General features: G+C 61.5%; 14 protein-coding genes and 1 pseudogene. 7 read left to right on the plus strand and 8 right to left on the minus strand.

The window, feature by feature from the left end:
* Positions 1-101 precede the first annotated feature (101 nt).
* Positions 102-365 (minus strand): annotated as a pseudogene (locus tag KW062_RS05115) (YebG family protein); the annotation flags it as partial.
* 269 nt (positions 366-634) lie between these two features.
* Here KW062_RS05115 and KW062_RS05120 point away from each other — a divergent pair.
* Positions 635-1,135: a phosphate-starvation-inducible protein PsiE gene (locus tag KW062_RS05120; protein WP_027618580.1), complete on the plus strand. Its 501-nt coding sequence runs from the start codon at positions 635-637 to the stop codon at positions 1,133-1,135.
* On the opposite strand, the gene KW062_RS05125 is transcribed toward KW062_RS05120, so the two are convergent.
* From KW062_RS05125 to KW062_RS05135, 3 genes are all read right to left on the minus strand, one after another.
* Positions 1,132-1,449, minus strand: a complete 318-nt coding sequence (locus KW062_RS05125) for a DUF3509 domain-containing protein (RefSeq protein ID WP_027618581.1) — start codon at positions 1,447-1,449, stop codon at positions 1,132-1,134. The two genes, KW062_RS05120 and KW062_RS05125, sit on opposite strands and share 4 nt — an antisense overlap.
* A 183-nt stretch (positions 1,450-1,632) precedes the next feature.
* On the minus strand, positions 1,633-2,934 hold the full coding sequence (locus tag KW062_RS05130) for a serine/threonine transporter (RefSeq protein ID WP_027618582.1): 1,302 nt from the start codon (positions 2,932-2,934) through the stop codon (positions 1,633-1,635).
* Between the two features lie 97 nt (positions 2,935-3,031).
* Positions 3,032-4,408, minus strand: a complete 1,377-nt coding sequence (locus KW062_RS05135; RefSeq protein WP_105755089.1) for an L-serine ammonia-lyase — start codon at positions 4,406-4,408, stop codon at positions 3,032-3,034.
* Positions 4,409-4,543: 135 nt separating this feature from the next.
* Here KW062_RS05135 and KW062_RS05140 point away from each other — a divergent pair, with 135 nt between their 5' ends.
* Together KW062_RS05140 and KW062_RS05145 are read left to right on the plus strand one after the other, a co-directional pair.
* Entirely contained in the window at positions 4,544-5,491 is a 948-nt protein-coding gene (locus KW062_RS05140) for a LysR substrate-binding domain-containing protein (RefSeq protein WP_027618584.1), read from the plus strand.
* A 212-nt stretch (positions 5,492-5,703) separates the two neighbouring features.
* A complete protein-coding gene (locus KW062_RS05145) occupies positions 5,704-6,114 on the plus strand; it encodes an HPF/RaiA family ribosome-associated protein (RefSeq protein WP_027618585.1) in 411 nt (136 codons plus the stop codon).
* A gap of 51 nt (positions 6,115-6,165) precedes the next feature.
* On the opposite strand, the gene KW062_RS05150 is transcribed toward KW062_RS05145, so the two are convergent.
* Positions 6,166-7,662 (minus strand): MFS transporter, encoded by a 1,497-nt coding sequence (locus KW062_RS05150; RefSeq protein WP_105755090.1) that lies wholly within the window; start codon positions 7,660-7,662, stop codon positions 6,166-6,168.
* Between the two features lie 106 nt (positions 7,663-7,768).
* Between KW062_RS05150 and KW062_RS05155 the strand changes: the two genes are divergently transcribed.
* Positions 7,769-8,641 (plus strand): LysR family transcriptional regulator, encoded by an 873-nt coding sequence (locus KW062_RS05155; RefSeq protein ID WP_105755091.1) that lies wholly within the window; start codon positions 7,769-7,771, stop codon positions 8,639-8,641.
* Here the strand turns inward: KW062_RS05155 and fecA are convergent, their stop codons facing one another.
* The 3 genes from fecA to KW062_RS05170 form a co-directional block, all read right to left on the minus strand.
* Complete coding sequence (gene fecA / locus KW062_RS05160) at positions 8,642-10,996, minus strand: TonB-dependent Fe(3+) dicitrate receptor FecA (protein WP_105755092.1); 2,355 nt, start codon at positions 10,994-10,996, stop codon at positions 8,642-8,644.
* A 104-nt stretch (positions 10,997-11,100) separates the two neighbouring features.
* Positions 11,101-12,045, minus strand: coding sequence for a FecR domain-containing protein (locus KW062_RS05165; RefSeq protein WP_105755093.1), 945 nt, complete (start codon positions 12,043-12,045; stop codon positions 11,101-11,103).
* On the minus strand, positions 12,042-12,530 hold the full coding sequence (locus tag KW062_RS05170) for a sigma-70 family RNA polymerase sigma factor (protein WP_027618590.1): 489 nt from the start codon (positions 12,528-12,530) through the stop codon (positions 12,042-12,044). The genes KW062_RS05165 and KW062_RS05170 overlap by 4 nt, the downstream gene beginning before the upstream one ends.
* A gap of 218 nt (positions 12,531-12,748) precedes the next feature.
* Between KW062_RS05170 and KW062_RS05175 the strand changes: the two genes are divergently transcribed.
* From KW062_RS05175 to KW062_RS05185, 3 genes are read left to right on the plus strand one after another with little or no spacing between them, the layout of a single operon-like run.
* Entirely contained in the window at positions 12,749-13,042 is a 294-nt protein-coding gene (locus tag KW062_RS05175; RefSeq protein WP_027618591.1) for a DUF3649 domain-containing protein, read from the plus strand.
* Entirely contained in the window at positions 13,039-14,619 is a 1,581-nt protein-coding gene (locus KW062_RS05180; RefSeq protein WP_105755094.1) for a PepSY-associated TM helix domain-containing protein, read from the plus strand. Before KW062_RS05175 ends, KW062_RS05180 begins: the two co-directional genes overlap by 4 nt.
* On the plus strand, positions 14,620-14,937 hold the full coding sequence (locus KW062_RS05185) for a DUF3325 domain-containing protein (RefSeq protein WP_105755095.1): 318 nt from the start codon (positions 14,620-14,622) through the stop codon (positions 14,935-14,937).
* Position 14,938 lies beyond the last annotated feature (1 nt).

A 14,938-nucleotide genomic window follows, 5' to 3' on the forward strand; every position in this document is an offset into this window, starting at 1 on the left:
GCCGTTTACTTCGCAGCCTTGACCGTCTTGGTCGGCTTGATGGCCTTGACCGGTTCGGCAGGCTCGTCTTCAGTCGCCGGTTCAGCCACTTCGACCTCGGGTTCAACCGGCGCCGGCGCACTGAGCAGCTCGGACAGGGCGTCCGGCTGGCTCTTGAAGGCCTTGGCGAAGACATCGCGGTTCTTCGCCATGTAGATGCCGGCCTCTTCTACTTGCTGCTCGGTCAGCGACGGCACCGCTTTTTGCAGCACTTCAGCCAGCAATTCGGCCAGCTCGAGCATTTTGTCATGACGGTCAGCTTCGGCTTTATCCATGAACAAGCGCTCCAGATCTCGGCTGCTGCGGTATACCACTTCGACGGCCATTTACCACCTCATATGCCTTCACAATAGTTGTCTTTTGCGACCACTGTATTTATATACAGCAAAAAGGATAAGCGAATCTTGTCGCTTTGGGTAGTCGCTTTTTAATCTAGACCGGTTTCGGGGTTTGTCAGCCGTCAGGCAGTGGCAACGTGCCTCATCGACGCCGGCCATCATCTCAATCGATGATCACTGGCCTTTTTTCTGCATGCAGAACAACCGTCACGTCCAACTCGCATTATTCGGTCGAATCGACCTAAGGAAGAACCACCGTGAAAATCCATTGGGCGGAGCGTCTTCGCCAGAACGTGCATGAGCTGGCCGAATCCCTGGGCAACCTGTTCGTCGAATCCTTCCACTACCTCGCCCTGTTCGCCATTGGCGCTGTCACGGCCTGGGCAGCGGTGATGGAATTTCTCGGCATGCTCGAGAAGGGCCACATAAAGATCGACGACATTCTGCTGTTGTTCATCTACCTGGAACTGGGGGCGATGGTCGGGATTTACTTCAAGACCAACCACATGCCGGTACGGTTTCTGATCTACGTGGCGATCACCGCATTGACCCGCCTGCTGATCTCCAACGTCTCGCACCACAATCCGCCGGACGTGGGGATCATTTACTTGTGCGGCGGGATCCTGCTGCTGGCGTTCGCGATTCTGGTGGTGCGCTATGCCTCTTCGCAGTTCCCGTCGGTGAAGATCGAAAACCCGCAGCGCAAGGTGGGTGCGGGTTCGGCGGAACATCCGGAAGTCGAGAAAGGCGAGCTCTAAGGCCGGGCTGACAGGGCGTTCGGGCGCTTGCGGATCGGCGGTGGCAACTCGAGGTTGGCACTGTCGGTCATGGCTTCGAGGATCGCCATGGCACTGTGGCCTTGCTCGATGGCAATGCCGAACTGGATGCTTTGCACCAGCCGTTTCAGGCGCTGCGGATCGTTGCGTTGCTGGGCGCTGATCATGCGCTTGGCAACCACCCGGCCGGCGTTGGACAGGGTCAGCATGATGCCGCCGTCGAGTCCCTGGATGCTCAGGTTGATCTGATAATCCTCGGCGAAGGCGTCGGTAATCAGTTGGAAAGGATTGTCCATGATGCGTCACCGCTTGATTGGCTCGTGCATGCATTGACCGGCCGTGGCCGGGATTGGTTCGCTTTTCCAGACCGTCGGCGGCTGGTGGGCTGCACACAGGACAAAGCAAAGGACATGCCGGGATGCCACCTGCCGCAGGCGCAGGCGTGGCAGCACCTGCGGCGGGTGGTTGACTGAGCTATTTCAGGGCATCACGGAATAGATGATCGCAGACAGTGCGATCAGTCCGACCAATACCACGAACACGTTCGACGCCTGACCCGAGTACTGGCGCAGAGCTGGCACGCGTCGAATGGCATACATCGGCATCAGGAACAGCAGGCAGGCGATCACCGGCCCACCGAGGGTTTCGATCATGCCCAGGATGCTTGGGTTGAAGGTCGCCACGGCCCAGCAGCTCAGAATCATGAACAGCGCCGTGGCCCGGTTCAGCCAACGGTTGGACACCACTCGGCCACGGCCGCGCAAGCTTTTCACAATCAAGCCCTGGAAGCCTTCGCTGGCACCGATGTAGTGGCCGAGGAAAGACTTGGTGATCGCCACCAACGCAATCAGTGGCGCGGCGTAGGCAATGACCGGGGTCTGGAAGTGGTTGGCCAGGTACGACAGGATCGAGATGTTCTGTGCCTTGGCCGCTGCCAGGTCGGTGGGCGACAGCGCCAGCACGCAACTGAAGCAGAAGAACATCACCGTCACCACCATCATGCCGTGGGCAGCCGCGAGGATGCCGCTGCTCTTCGCCTCGGCCTGGGCGCCATAGCGTTGTTTCTGATCGACCGCAAAGGCCGAGATGATCGGCGAGTGGTTGAACGAGAATACCATCACCGGGATCGCCAGCCACAGGGTCTTGAGGAACACCGGCATGGCCATGCCCTCACTGGCGGAGGCGAAGAATGCGCCGTTCCAGTTGGGGATCAGGCTGAGCGCCAGCAACAGCAAGGCCGCGACGAACGGGTAGACCAGCACGCTCATGGCCTTGACGATCACGCCCTGGCCGCAGCGCACAATGGCCATCAGACCAAGGATCAACGCCAGCGACAATACCGCGCGTGGTGGCGGGGTGATGTGCAACTGGTGCTCCATGAAGGAGCCGAGGGTGTTGGTCAGCGCTACGCTGTAGACCAGCAGGATCGGGAAGATCGCAAAGAAGTACAGCAGGGTGATCAGCTTGCCGGCGCCGACGCCAAAGTGTTCTTCCACCACTTCGGTGATGTCGCCGGAACGTCCGGACAGCACAAAACGGGTCAGGCCACGGTGGGCAAAGAAGGTCATCGGGAAGGCCAGCAGCGCCAGGATCAGCAACGGCCAGAAGCCGCCGACGCCAGCGTTGATCGGCAGGAACAGGGTGCCCGCGCCGATGGCCGTGCCATAGAGGCCGAGCATCCAGGTGCTGTCGTGCTTGCTCCAGCCTTTGTGGCTGATGTCGGTGGTACGGGTCAGATCTACAGCAGGGTTTTCGGCAGCAGGTGTACGTGCATCGGTCATCGTAAAGGCCTCGTTATTATTGTTGCTCGGGCTCACGTGGGACAGGTTGGTGCGGTTTAACCACACCGACCTATCAGGGACAATCAGGCAGTGCTCCTCAGCACTCCACCCAGCTCACAGCCAGGCCGCCCCGTGAAGTTTCTTTGTATTTGTCGTGCATGTCGGCGCCGGTATCGCGCATGGTGCGGATCACCCGGTCGAGGGAAATGAAGTGCTTGCCGTCGCCGCGCAAGGCCATCTGGGTGGCGTTGATCGCCTTCACCGCAGCAATTGCGTTGCGCTCGATGCACGGGACCTGCACCAGCCCGCCGACCGGATCGCAGGTCAGGCCGAGGTTGTGTTCCAGGCCGATTTCGGCAGCGTTTTCCAACTGCTCGGGAGTGGCGCCGAGGACCTCGGCCAAGCCGGCAGCGGCCATGGCGCAAGCGGAACCGACCTCGCCCTGGCAGCCGACTTCGGCGCCGGAGATCGAAGCGTTCTTTTTGCACAGGATGCCCACGGCCGCAGCGCCGAGGAAAAACGCCACGACGTCGTCCTCCGACGCCTCTGGGTTGAACTTCATGTAGTAATGCAGCACCGCCGGAATGATCCCGGCGGCACCGTTGGTCGGCGCAGTCACCATGCGCCCGCCGGCAGCGTTTTCTTCGTTCACCGCGAGGGCGTAGAGGTTCACCCACTCCATCGCCGACAGGGTAGAACTGATGACGTTCGGCTTGCCGATTTCCAGCAGGCTGCGGTGCAGTTTCGCCGCGCGTCGTGGCACATCCAGGCCACCGGGCAAGATGCCTTCATGGCGCAGGCCTTGCTCTACGCACTCGCGCATCACCGACCAGATATGCAGCAGACCCTGGCGGATCTCGGCGTCGCTGCGCCAGGCCCGCTCATTGGCCATCATCAGTTCGCCCACCCGCAGGCCGTGCTGCTTGCACAGCGACAACAGTTCGGCGGCGCTGGAAAAGTCGTACGGCAGTTGCACCTCCGCTGTAGCCGGCGCACCCGCTTCGACTTCGGCGGCTTCGACGATGAACCCGCCGCCCACCGAGTAGTAGGTTTGCTCGAACAGTAGGCCGTTTTCGCCAAAAGCACTCAGTGCCATAGCGTTGGGGTGGTAAGGCAGGCTCTCGTCGAGCAGCAGGACATCTCGCTGCCAGTCGAAGGCAATGCTCAAGCGTCCACCGAGCAGCAATTCGCCACTGTCGCGCAACTGTTGGATGCGCGGGTTGATGCTGGTGGGGTCGATGCTGTCGGGCCATTCACCCATCAGGCCCATGACGCTGGCGCGGTCGGTGGCGTGGCCGACGCCGGTGGCAGACATCGAGCCGTACAGGCGGACTTCGACGCGCTTTACCTGGCCCGCCAAATCCTGGTCGAACAGGGCCTGGACGAAGGTCGCGGCGGCGCGCATCGGGCCGACGGTGTGAGAACTGGACGGACCGATGCCGACTTTGAAGAGATCAAAAACACTGATAGCCATGCTAAAGCCTTACAAGCAATGGAGTAGGAATCGCTGCCATTTTTTGTAGGACAAGCGCAATGTCGGCGATACTGCCTACCATGGTCCGCGGTGACCAACGAAACTTCCTAAGACAGGCTTTAGCAGGACTAAACGATGAGTCGTCAATTTCACGCCCAGACTTATGTTTGGCTGCATGTGTTTTCCTGCGCGGCGCGGCATCTGTCATTCACTCGCTGTGCCGAAGAGCTGCACATCACCCCGGGGGCGGTGAGCCAGCAGATTCGCCAGTTGGAGGAGCGCCTGGGTTTTCGCCTGTTCCATCGCCGCGCGCGCGGGGTAGAACTGAGTGCCGAAGGCCAGCGCCTGGCCCTTACCGTCAGCGAAGCCTACGGCAGCATCGACGCCGAATTGCGTCGGCTGGACGCCGGGATGATCAGCGGCATTTTGCGTCTGCGCTCGATTCCGTCGTTCCTCGGTAAATGGCTGACCCCGCGCTTGCCGCGCCTGCAACAGCGTTACCCGGATATCCAGTTGCGCCTGGTGGCCGAAGACAGCAGCGTGGCTTTGCACGAAGGCGACTTTGACCTGGCCATTGACCTGAACGACGGCAGCTACCCTGGCCTGTTATCCACAGCCTTGCTCGATGAGCAGATCTTTCCGGTGTGCGCGCCGAGCCTGTTGCGCGGCCGTCCGCCGCTGCACGGCCCGGCCGACCTCGGGCACTTTGCGTTGTTGCACGACATCACCGCCTGGCGGGGCAGCTACGAATACGCGGAGTGGGAGTTTTATCTGAATGCCATCGGCTTCGACGGTGCCGATGTACGGCGTGGGCACACCTTCAATCGCAACCACCTGACCATCGAGGCGGCGATTGCCGGCATGGGCGTGGCGATTGCCCGGCGTACCTTGCTCAACGATGAACTGGAGCGTGGCACTTTGATAGTGCCGTTCGGGGTCGCGGTGCCGAATCACAAACGCTACGTATTGCTGTATGCCCCCGGTGCTTTAAGCCACCCGGGCGTGCGTGCGGTGCATGATTGGCTGGTGGAAGAGGCGGAAATCTTTCGTGGATTGCACCCCTTGGGTGAGGGGCAGTTGTGAGCAATTGTTGCAGTATTACAAGCCGACCCAACTCCCGACCTTACCAGCGCTTTTACCCTTTGTCCGGCTTTTTCGCCGTCGAAAATTTATCTTTTTTTAGGGGTTGAATTGTTTCCGGATCTGCCCAACTCTGTAAGTAAGAGGTCACGGTAACTGGGTTTTTCGAGACCACCCCGGACCTCTCGCGAGCTAGCTGAAATAAGGGATGAACTATGCAAATCCAAGTCAACAGCGATAACCATATTGAAAGCAGCATCCGACTGGAGGAGTGGGTACGTACTACCATTGAGAGCACGCTCGAACGTTATGAAGAAGATCTGACCCGTGTTGAGGTCTACCTGCGGGATGAGAACGGCGACAAGCCCGGTCCCCACGATTTAAGTTGCCGCCTGGAAGCACGGCCAAAAGGCCATCAACCACTGTCGGTGTCCGCCAAGGGCGATACCCTGGAACAGGCGATTGACAGCGCGGCCACCAAACTGGAACACGCGTTGGAACATCTGTTTGGTCGACTGCAAGGCAAGCCACGCGCTGCCGGGAAAAACCAGCCAATCAACAAAGTGAATGAAGACGCACTGGAGCAGGAATTCCTGGAAAACGAAAATGCTGTGATCAACGGCTGACCGGTTTTTCATCCTCTACAAGCGGGCCTGCATTTGCAGGCCCGCTTTCATTTAGCTGCGTCGGAAAAAATACCGACTCAGCAGCGCCAGCCCACACGCACCCAACCCTGCAAACAACATCGCCCAACCGGCGCCATGGCGCAGTGCTGCCTGGGCATCGTTGAGTGCCAGCCCCGGCGAATCCAACTTACCCGCTGCAATGTTTTGGCTGATGGCCGGCCAGTCCAGTGCAGTGCTCGCAGGCAACACCTCAGCCAGTTGATGGCTGATGCCCAGCAACAGCACCAGGCCCATCAGCGCGATGTTGATTGCCAAGGTAATTAATCGTGCGCTCAGGTCGATGCCCGACGCCATGCCCGCGCGGTCGGCGGACACCGAGCCCGTGGTGGTGTTGGTAGTGGGCGAGTTGGTCAGCGCCAGGCCCACGCCCGTCAGCACGCAGCTAGCCAGTATCAGCCTGATATCCGGGTGTTCGGCCATGTTGATGGCGGCCATGGCCAGAAACCCAATAGCCATCAGTCCCAGACCCAAAGGGATGACGCCTTCGGCGCCATAGCGCAGGGCGAGGCGCTCGGCCAGCGGCGGAACCAGCAGGGTCGGCAAGGTGTAGGCAAGCAGGGCCGCGCCAGTGGTCAGGGTGTCGTAACCCAGGCCGGCCTGGAAGTACAACGGCAGGTAGATCATGAAAGGCCAGAAGCTGAAGTTCATGCCGATCGAGCCCATCAGCGCACCGTTGAAACGGTGGATGCGAAATACCGCGAAGTCGAACATCGGGTGCGCGCTGCGGCGCTCAATCACGATAAACAACAGTAACGCAGCCAGCGCCAGGCCGGCCCAACCCGTTACAAAGCCATTTTCGCTGCCTTGGGTGATGAAGTAGACCAGTGCAAACACCGACAGCGTCAACGTCAGCATGCCGGCGATATCGAGGCGATGAGTGGCCGGGTCGCGGGATTCTTCCACGCTGACGCGCAGCAGTACCAAGGTGAACAATGTCAGTGGCACATGCACCAGGAACACCCAGCGCCAATCCGCCACGGCCAGGATCAACGCGCCGACCATCGGCCCGAAGCCGAGACCCACGCCGGCAATCACGCCCCATATGGCAAATGCCCGCGCCCGCGCTGCCGGGTCGCGGAACAGGTGCGAGAGGATGGCGAACTGACAAATCATCATCGCCCCACCGCCAATGCCCTGGACAAACCGCGCGACAATCAATGTGGAGGCGCTGTCGGTCAGCCCACACACCAGCGAAGCCACGGCAAATACCCATAGGCACAACACCAGCATGCGTCGACGGCCAAAGCGGTCGGCCAATGTGCCTGCCGCCATCAGCACGCTGGTGCAGGCCAGGGTGTAGGCGTTCATGATCCATTGGGCGTCCTGGAAACCGGTGCCCAGTTGCTGTTCCAAGGTGGGCAGGATGATCGGCACGCTGGAAATTTCCAGGCCGAACATCAGTGCCACCAGGCACACGGCGGTGAGGGCCAGGTTGTTTCTGGCGGTGCTGGGTGTGCTGGCGCCCGATAAGGTGGCGGCGGGTGGCATGGGATTCTCCTGTGGATAAACGATGGGAGTCATTCTCGCGGGAACCTGGTTCTTTATTCGTGATAAGTTTTCTTTGCATAGGGGACTCAAGGGCGACAATTGCACCATGGCCACACCACGTTTTGATGGCGTTGAACTCTTTCTGCAGATCGTCGAAAGCGGCAACCTGACCGAGGCCGCCGAACGGCTCAATCTCACGCGCTCGGCGGTGGGCAAGGGTTTGGCGCGGCTGGAGGCGCGGCTTGGCACGTGCCTGTTACAGCGTTCGACCCGTCGCCAACGGCTCACCGAAGACGGCCAGGTCTATTACGAACATTGCCTGCGCGCACTGGCGGAACTGGAGGCAGCGCAATCCGTCCTGGAAAGTGGTCGCCAACAACCGCGGGGACGCTTAAGGGTGAGTTTGCCGCTGGCATTCGGGCATCACTACGCGGCGCCCGCACTGTGGGGCTTGATGGCGCGTTATCCAGAGCTGGAAATCGAGATTTGCTTCGCCGACCGGCTGGTGGATCTGGCCCAGGAAGGCTTCGACGTGGCCGTGCGAATCGGCCCGCTGCCCGACACCGACCGCCTCAGCGCGCGCCGCCTGGGTGAGCAGTCCGTGTGCCTGGCGGCTGCGCCGGCGTATTTGCAACGTGTGGGGCCAATTGAATCGATCGACGACCTCGCCGGCCACCGAGGTATCGCCTATCGCAGCAACACCCCACACCGTTCCCGGGTGGTTTCGCTGCTGCTGATGGACGACCTCCAGGCCGTGGCCGATGCCGCTATCGCGGGCGTGGGCCTGGCCAGATTGCCGAGTTGGCTGGTGGCGCACTATGTGCTGCGTGGACAACTGGAAGCCGTGTTGCCCAGCTACCGTGAGCAGCCGTCACCGATCCATGTGATCTGGCCCACGGCGGCCCATATGCCGGCCAAGACGCGCTGTGCCATCGACGCGTTGGTGGCCGGCACGCCGTCGTGCCTGGCGGGCAGTTGATCAGAACGCGATGGACGTCTGCACATACACCGTACGCGGCTCACCCACGTATTTGCCCTTGTTGTTGTCGTCGAACGAGCGCGTGAAGTACTGGGTGTTGAAGACGTTTTTCACGCCGACCGCGACCGTCAGATCCGACAGCTGTGGGCCGAAATCGTAGGCGGCGCGGCTGCTGAACAGCATGTAGCCGGGGATCTTGCCAGTGCTGCCGTCGGCGCTTTCGGTGCCGGTGTTGGCGTTGTCGGCGTACTGATTGCTCTGGAAGCTGCTATCGACATTCAGCTGCCACGGACCTTCGGTGTAGCCGACACCCAGGGTGCCCTTGTGTTTGGAAGAGAAGGGCACGCGGTTGCCCTTGTTCGGGCCATCTTCGCGAATGGTTGCATCGACGTAGGCGTAGGTGGCATAGACATCGAAGCCGGCCAGTGCCGGATTGAGGCCCTCAAGCGCATAGTTGACGCTGGTCTCGATGCCTTGGTGGCGGGTCTCGCCACGGGCAATCACCGAATCGTTGGTCTGGTTGCTTTCGTACTGGTTGTCGAAGTTGATCAGGAAGGCGCCAATTTCTGCCCGCAGGTTGCCGCCGTCATAGCGGGTGCCGAGTTCCCAGGTCCGGGCTTTCTCCGGTTTCACTTCGCCGCTGGTTACCCGGTTGGGCATCTGGCTGTACTGCACGCTGCCGAAAGAGCCTTCGGTATTGGCGTACAGGTTCCACTCGTCGGTCAGGTGATACAGCACATTCAAGGCCGGCAGCGTGGTGCTGTAGTCGCCCTTGTACTTCACATCGGTCAGGTTGTTGGATTGCTGCGAATCGATCATCTCGTAGCGCACGCCCGGGGTAATGGTCCACTTGCCGATATCGATGCGGTCGTCGACGAAGAATGCATTGGCCTCGGTGCCGCCACGGGTATCGCGGTCGTTGCGGCTGTCGGTGGTGGGCAATTGCTGGTTGGCGCTGATCGGCGTGCGGTAGCGCAGTTCGTGACCGGCTTCGTTGATGTAGCGGTAGCCGACGCCGACCTCATGGCTGCTCTGGCCAAGGTCGAAACCCTGGGCAAAACGGGTTTCCAGGCCACGCACCCAATACTCGCGGGGTGACAGCGAGAGGAACGAGCCCTGATCCAGATAACCGCTGCGCAGGGTCTTGGTGAAGAAGCTGTTGACGGTGAATTCGCGGCGATCCTGCTCATAGCGGTAGCCGACGTTGAACATCGTGCGGCGGCCCCAGAACTTGTCGTAGGGACGGGTCGACTGGTACGGATCGGCATCGTAGTCCGCAACGTTGAGGCCGCCGGGCATGTCGGCGTTGCCTTCGTAGTACTGGGCCATCGCATTGAAGCTGTTGGCGTCGTCGAGCTGGTATTTGCCCTTGAGGATCAGGTCGTCGATTTGCGTGTCGCTGTGCTCGCGCCAGTCGCCGCCACGGGTGCCGGAGTACAGGAGCGCGCCGCCCAGGCCGTTATCCGCGGTACCGCCGGCCAATAGATTGCCAGTGCTTTTGAAGCCATCATGGCTGGAGGACGGACTGGTCTCGGTCTGCAACCCGCCTTTGACGGTCGGTTCGTCGGGAATCGCCCGGGTCACGAAGTTGACGATGCCGCCGACGTTCTGCGGGCCATAACGTACCGCGCCGCCGCCACGCACCACGTCCACCGCGTCCATGTTGCCCATGCTGATCGGCGCGAAGGACAGTTGTGGCTGGCCGTAGGGGGCGAACGGCACGGGAATGCCGTCCATCAGTACCGTCGAGCGCGAGGCCAGGCGCGGGTTCAGGCCACGGATGCCGAAGTTCAGCGCCATGTCGTGACTGCCGGTGCCGTTGTTGTCCGGGGCATTGACGCCGGGGACGCGGTTCAGCACGTCGCGGGCCTGGGTCGCGCCCTGGCGTTCGAATTCTTCACGGCGCACCACATCCCGCGCACCGGGGTGTTCAAAGACGTTGATCGCCGCCGCATCCCCCAGCCAGTCGCCGACCACACTCGACTCACCGAGCTCCAGAGTCTGGGGCGCGACCGGGTCAGCGGCAGGCTGCAGGCTGAACGCGTTATTGCCCTCGGCGCGGGCTTGCAGGCCGGTGCCTTCGAGCAGTTCGTGCAAGCCGTTTTCGGCGTCATAGCTGCCGCGCAGGCCCTGACTCTGCAAGCCGCTGGTGACCTGGGAACCGAATGAGATCAGCACCCCGGCTTCACGACCGAACTGATTCAGCGCGCTTTCCAGCGACGTCGGGGCGATCTGATAAACCTTTGTCTCACTGGCCAGTGCCATCGGCAGGGCGGCGAAGCTGAGGCTGGCGCCCAGAACAAGCTGGCGCAACGAGCGGGCGAGGGGAGTCAGGCGAGTAGCAGGGGTGGACATGGGGACGATCCTGAGAAGGGGCAATCAAGGTGGCTTTCCTTCTCTGTCACGCCAGATCTGAAAAACAGCTCACACAGATTCAAAATAATGTTGCGAGGCGAGGGTTACGCTCGCGCCTGCACCGTCACCCAGTAGCGGGTAAAGCGCTGCACTTTCACCGGCAGGCTGATTTCCAGCAGTTCGAGGACGCGCTCACTGTCGTCCAGTGGGTAGCTGCCGGAGATCAGCAGGTCGGCGACTTGTGGATCGCAGTTGAGCTGGCCGCGTCGATAGCGGCCCAACTCGTCGAGAAAGTCCGCCAGGCGCATGTGAGCCGCCACCAGCATGCCGTCGGTCCAGGCGCCGCTGTTGGCATCCAGGGCGCGTGGCGCGTCCCAGTGCTGGTCGGTGAATGCCAATTGCTGGTTGGGCCCGATCGACAGCGAAGCACCGCTGTTGGCAGTGAGCTCGACACGCCCGGCGAATACCGCTACCTGGGTGCTGTTGCGCAGCTGGCGCACGTTCAGTCGCGCCGAATCGCTGCGTAACAGGCCCTGGGCGGTTTGCAGGTGCAGGCTTTTGCTTGCGGTCAGCATGATTTCGCCGTCGAGCAGGCGAATCAGCCGCTGTCCGGCCTCGCTACGCACGTCCACCGAAGTATTGGTGTTGAGTTGCAACTGGCTGCCATCTTCCAGTTGCAGCTTGCGCCGCTGGCCGATCGGGCTGCGGTAGTCGGCCAGCATCGGCATCAGCGGCTCGCGCAGGCCCCAGGTCGCGGCACAACCGGCGCCAAGGATCAGCAGCAACTTGAGCGCCTGGCGCCGGCTGCCGGACTTCGGCGCATTGAGGGCCGTGTGCGCCAACGGCGACGATAAGCCACGCAGGCGCTGATTGACCCGTTGCATATGATCCCAGGCACGCTGATGTTCGCTGTGGGCGTTCAGCCACTGTTGAAAGGCGTGCTGTTGGCGCGGGCTGAGGGGGCCGTTCTGGATTTCCAGGAGCCAGTGGACCGCCTGCTCGGCGACCTGTGCAGAGAAGTCAGCAGCGCTATTTATACCCGCCATCATTGGGCGAAGTAGCAGCGCATGGCTGCCATGGTCAGGTGGCGTTTTACCGTGGCGATGGAAATCCCCAGCTCCTGGGCAATTTCGCGATGCTTCAGGCCATCGACCTGGGCCAGCAGGAACGCACGTTTGACCGGGCGCGGCAGGCCGTCGAGCAGTTGGTCGAGTTCGACCAGGGTTTGCAGGATGATCGCTTTTTCTTCTTCGCTGGGAATGACCTGCTCCGGCATCTGCGCCAGCGCATCGAGATAGGCGCGCTCAAGGTCCTGACGGCGGTAGTAATTGAACAGCACGCGCTTGGCGACAGTAGTGAGGAATGCACGAGGCTCGATGATGGGGCTGGCCTCGCGAGCGGTCAGAACCCGGATGAAGGTGTCCTGCGCCAGGTCGGCGGCGTTGTGCGGGCAGCCGAGCTTGCGCCGCAACCAGCCGGTGAGCCAGTTGTGATGGGCGTGGTAGAGGCTTTCAACGGTATTGGCTGGAGGCAACGCGACCACTCCGCAAACATGCAGATGCTTTAGAGAACAAGAATTGTTCGCATTGTAGAGGGCGATGCTGTCATTCGGCAATCAGCGCTGACCGAAGGCGGTGGGCTTTTTCATCGGAGTATTTTGCACATGAGAATATTTATCATTATTATCGCCGTCTGTTGACCCTGCGCTGGCACGGACCGCGCGCAGATTCCCTTCCGTTTCAAGGTCGAAACATGAAAAGCCTTCCCATGTCCTATCGCCTGGCTGTCACTTCACGAGTGCTGGCCGCCTTGTTTGGCGGCTATCTGCTTGCGGCACTGGCCAGCATCTGCCTGAGCCTTTGGCTGCCGATGCCCCGTGCCGAAGCGGTGGTCAGCGGCATGATGACCTCGTTCCTGGTGTACCTGGTCGCGGTGCTCTGGTGCTTCGCCAGTCGCAGTGCCTGGCAGGCCTGGTTTGGATTGGCGGTGCCGGGCCTGGTGCTGGCCGCATTCGGCGGTTTGGGTTACTGGCTGGGGCAATCATGAAAGAGGGCTTTCGTCAGGCAATGGCCTGGCTGCACACCTGGACCGGCTTGATCTTCGGCTGGATTCTGTTCGCGATTTTCCTCACGGGTACCCTGTCGTATTTCAAGGACGAGATCAGCCACTGGATGCAGCCGGAAGTGCCGCTGCGCTCGGTCAGCAGTGAGGCCAGCCTGACGTTGGCCCAGCACTATCTACAGCAACACGCCGCCGATGCCGGGCGTTGGGTGATCAGCCTGCCGAGCGCGCGCGATCCGGGGCTGTCGGTGTCCTGGCAGATGCCCGGTAACGAGGGCCGGCGTGGCCCACGGGAGAATCGCCAACTCGACCCGCTGAGCGGCGAAGAGATTCAGGTCCGCGATACCCGTGCCGGCGATTTCTTTTACCGCTTCCACTACCAGTTGCAGATGCCTCATCCCTGGGGACGCTGGTTGGCCACAAGCGCCGCGATGCTGATGCTGGTGGCGCTGATCACCGGGATCATTACCCATAAGAAGATCTTCAAGGACTTCTTCACCTTCCGTCCGCGCAAGGGCCAGCGCTCCTGGCTCGACGGGCACAACGCGGTGGGGGTACTGGTGTTGCCGTTTCACTTGATGATCACCTACAGCAGCCTGGTGATCTTCATGTACATGGTGATGCCGGCGAGCATTCTGGTGGCCTACAAGGGCGACACCGACAGCTTTTTCAGCGAACTGTTTCCGGCGTCCACCGATGCGCCAGTGGCGGCGGGTCAGCCCGGTCAATTGCTGGCGCTGGCGCCGTTCATTGAAAAGGCCCAGGCGCATTGGGGCGGTGGACAGGTCAGCCTGGTGACCGTGAGCCAACCGGGCGACCTCAAGGCCACAGTGAATCTCATGCGCAGCAGCGCCGACCGGGTGGCCTACGAGTTTGGCAGCGCGGTGGCCTTCGATGGAGTCAACGGCCAGTTCCTCGGCGCCGACCCGCAACGTTCGGCACCGATGGTGCTGGCCGGCAGTGTTTACGGTCTGCATCTGGGGCACTTTGCCGGTACGGCTCTGCGCTGGCTGTACTTCATCTGTGGCCTGGCCGGCACCGCGATGATCGGCACCGGGCTGGTGATCTGGCTCGGCAAGCGCCAGTTGAAGCATGCAAAAAGCGCGGTGATGCCGTTTGAGTTGCGCCTGGTGGAAGTGGCGAATATCGCCAGCATGTCCGGTCTGGTGATTGCCGTGGCCGTTTACTTCTGGGCCAACCGTCTGTTGCCAGTGGGCTTTGCCGAGCGCGCCGAATGGGAAGTGAACAGCTTTTTCATCGCCTGGGGGCTGAGCCTGGTGCATGCGGCCCTGCGTCCGGGGCGCGCTGCCTGGGTTGAGCAATTGACGCTGGCGGCGCTGTTGTTCTGCGGCGTGCCGCTGCTCAACGCCCTGACCACCGCGAATGGCCTGATCATCTCGTTGATCCTGGGCGATCGAGCCATGCTCGGCTTTGACCTGACGTGCCTGGGCAGCGGCCTGTTCCTGGCCTGGGCTGCGTGGAAAATGCAGCGTGCCACGGCGCTTGCGCCCAAAGGTGCCGAGCGTGCGCGAAAAGTCCCCCTTGCGCAGAAGGTGATCTGAATGTTGCTCGCCCTGTTGCTGTGTTACGGCGGTTTCAGCGCCCTGTGTGTGTCGATGGATCGGCACCACCGTGACTTGTTGGGACGCACACCGACTACGCGCCAGCGTCATCTGCTCAAAGCCTTGGGTTGGAGCTTGTTGGCGTTGTCGATGTGGCCGGCAGTAGCGGCGGCCGGCTGGAGCCTGGGGCTGGTGGACTGGTGTGCAGCGCTGATGGCCAGCGCGCTGCTGCTGGTCTGGTTGCTGCCGTATCGGCCGCGCCTGGCGCTGTCTCTGGCGGTCGCCGGGCTGCTCGGCAGTCCGCTGGCGCTGTTGTAGT

This window comes from Pseudomonas fluorescens, from assembly GCF_019212185.1.
Lineage (GTDB): Bacteria > Pseudomonadota > Gammaproteobacteria > Pseudomonadales > Pseudomonadaceae > Aquipseudomonas.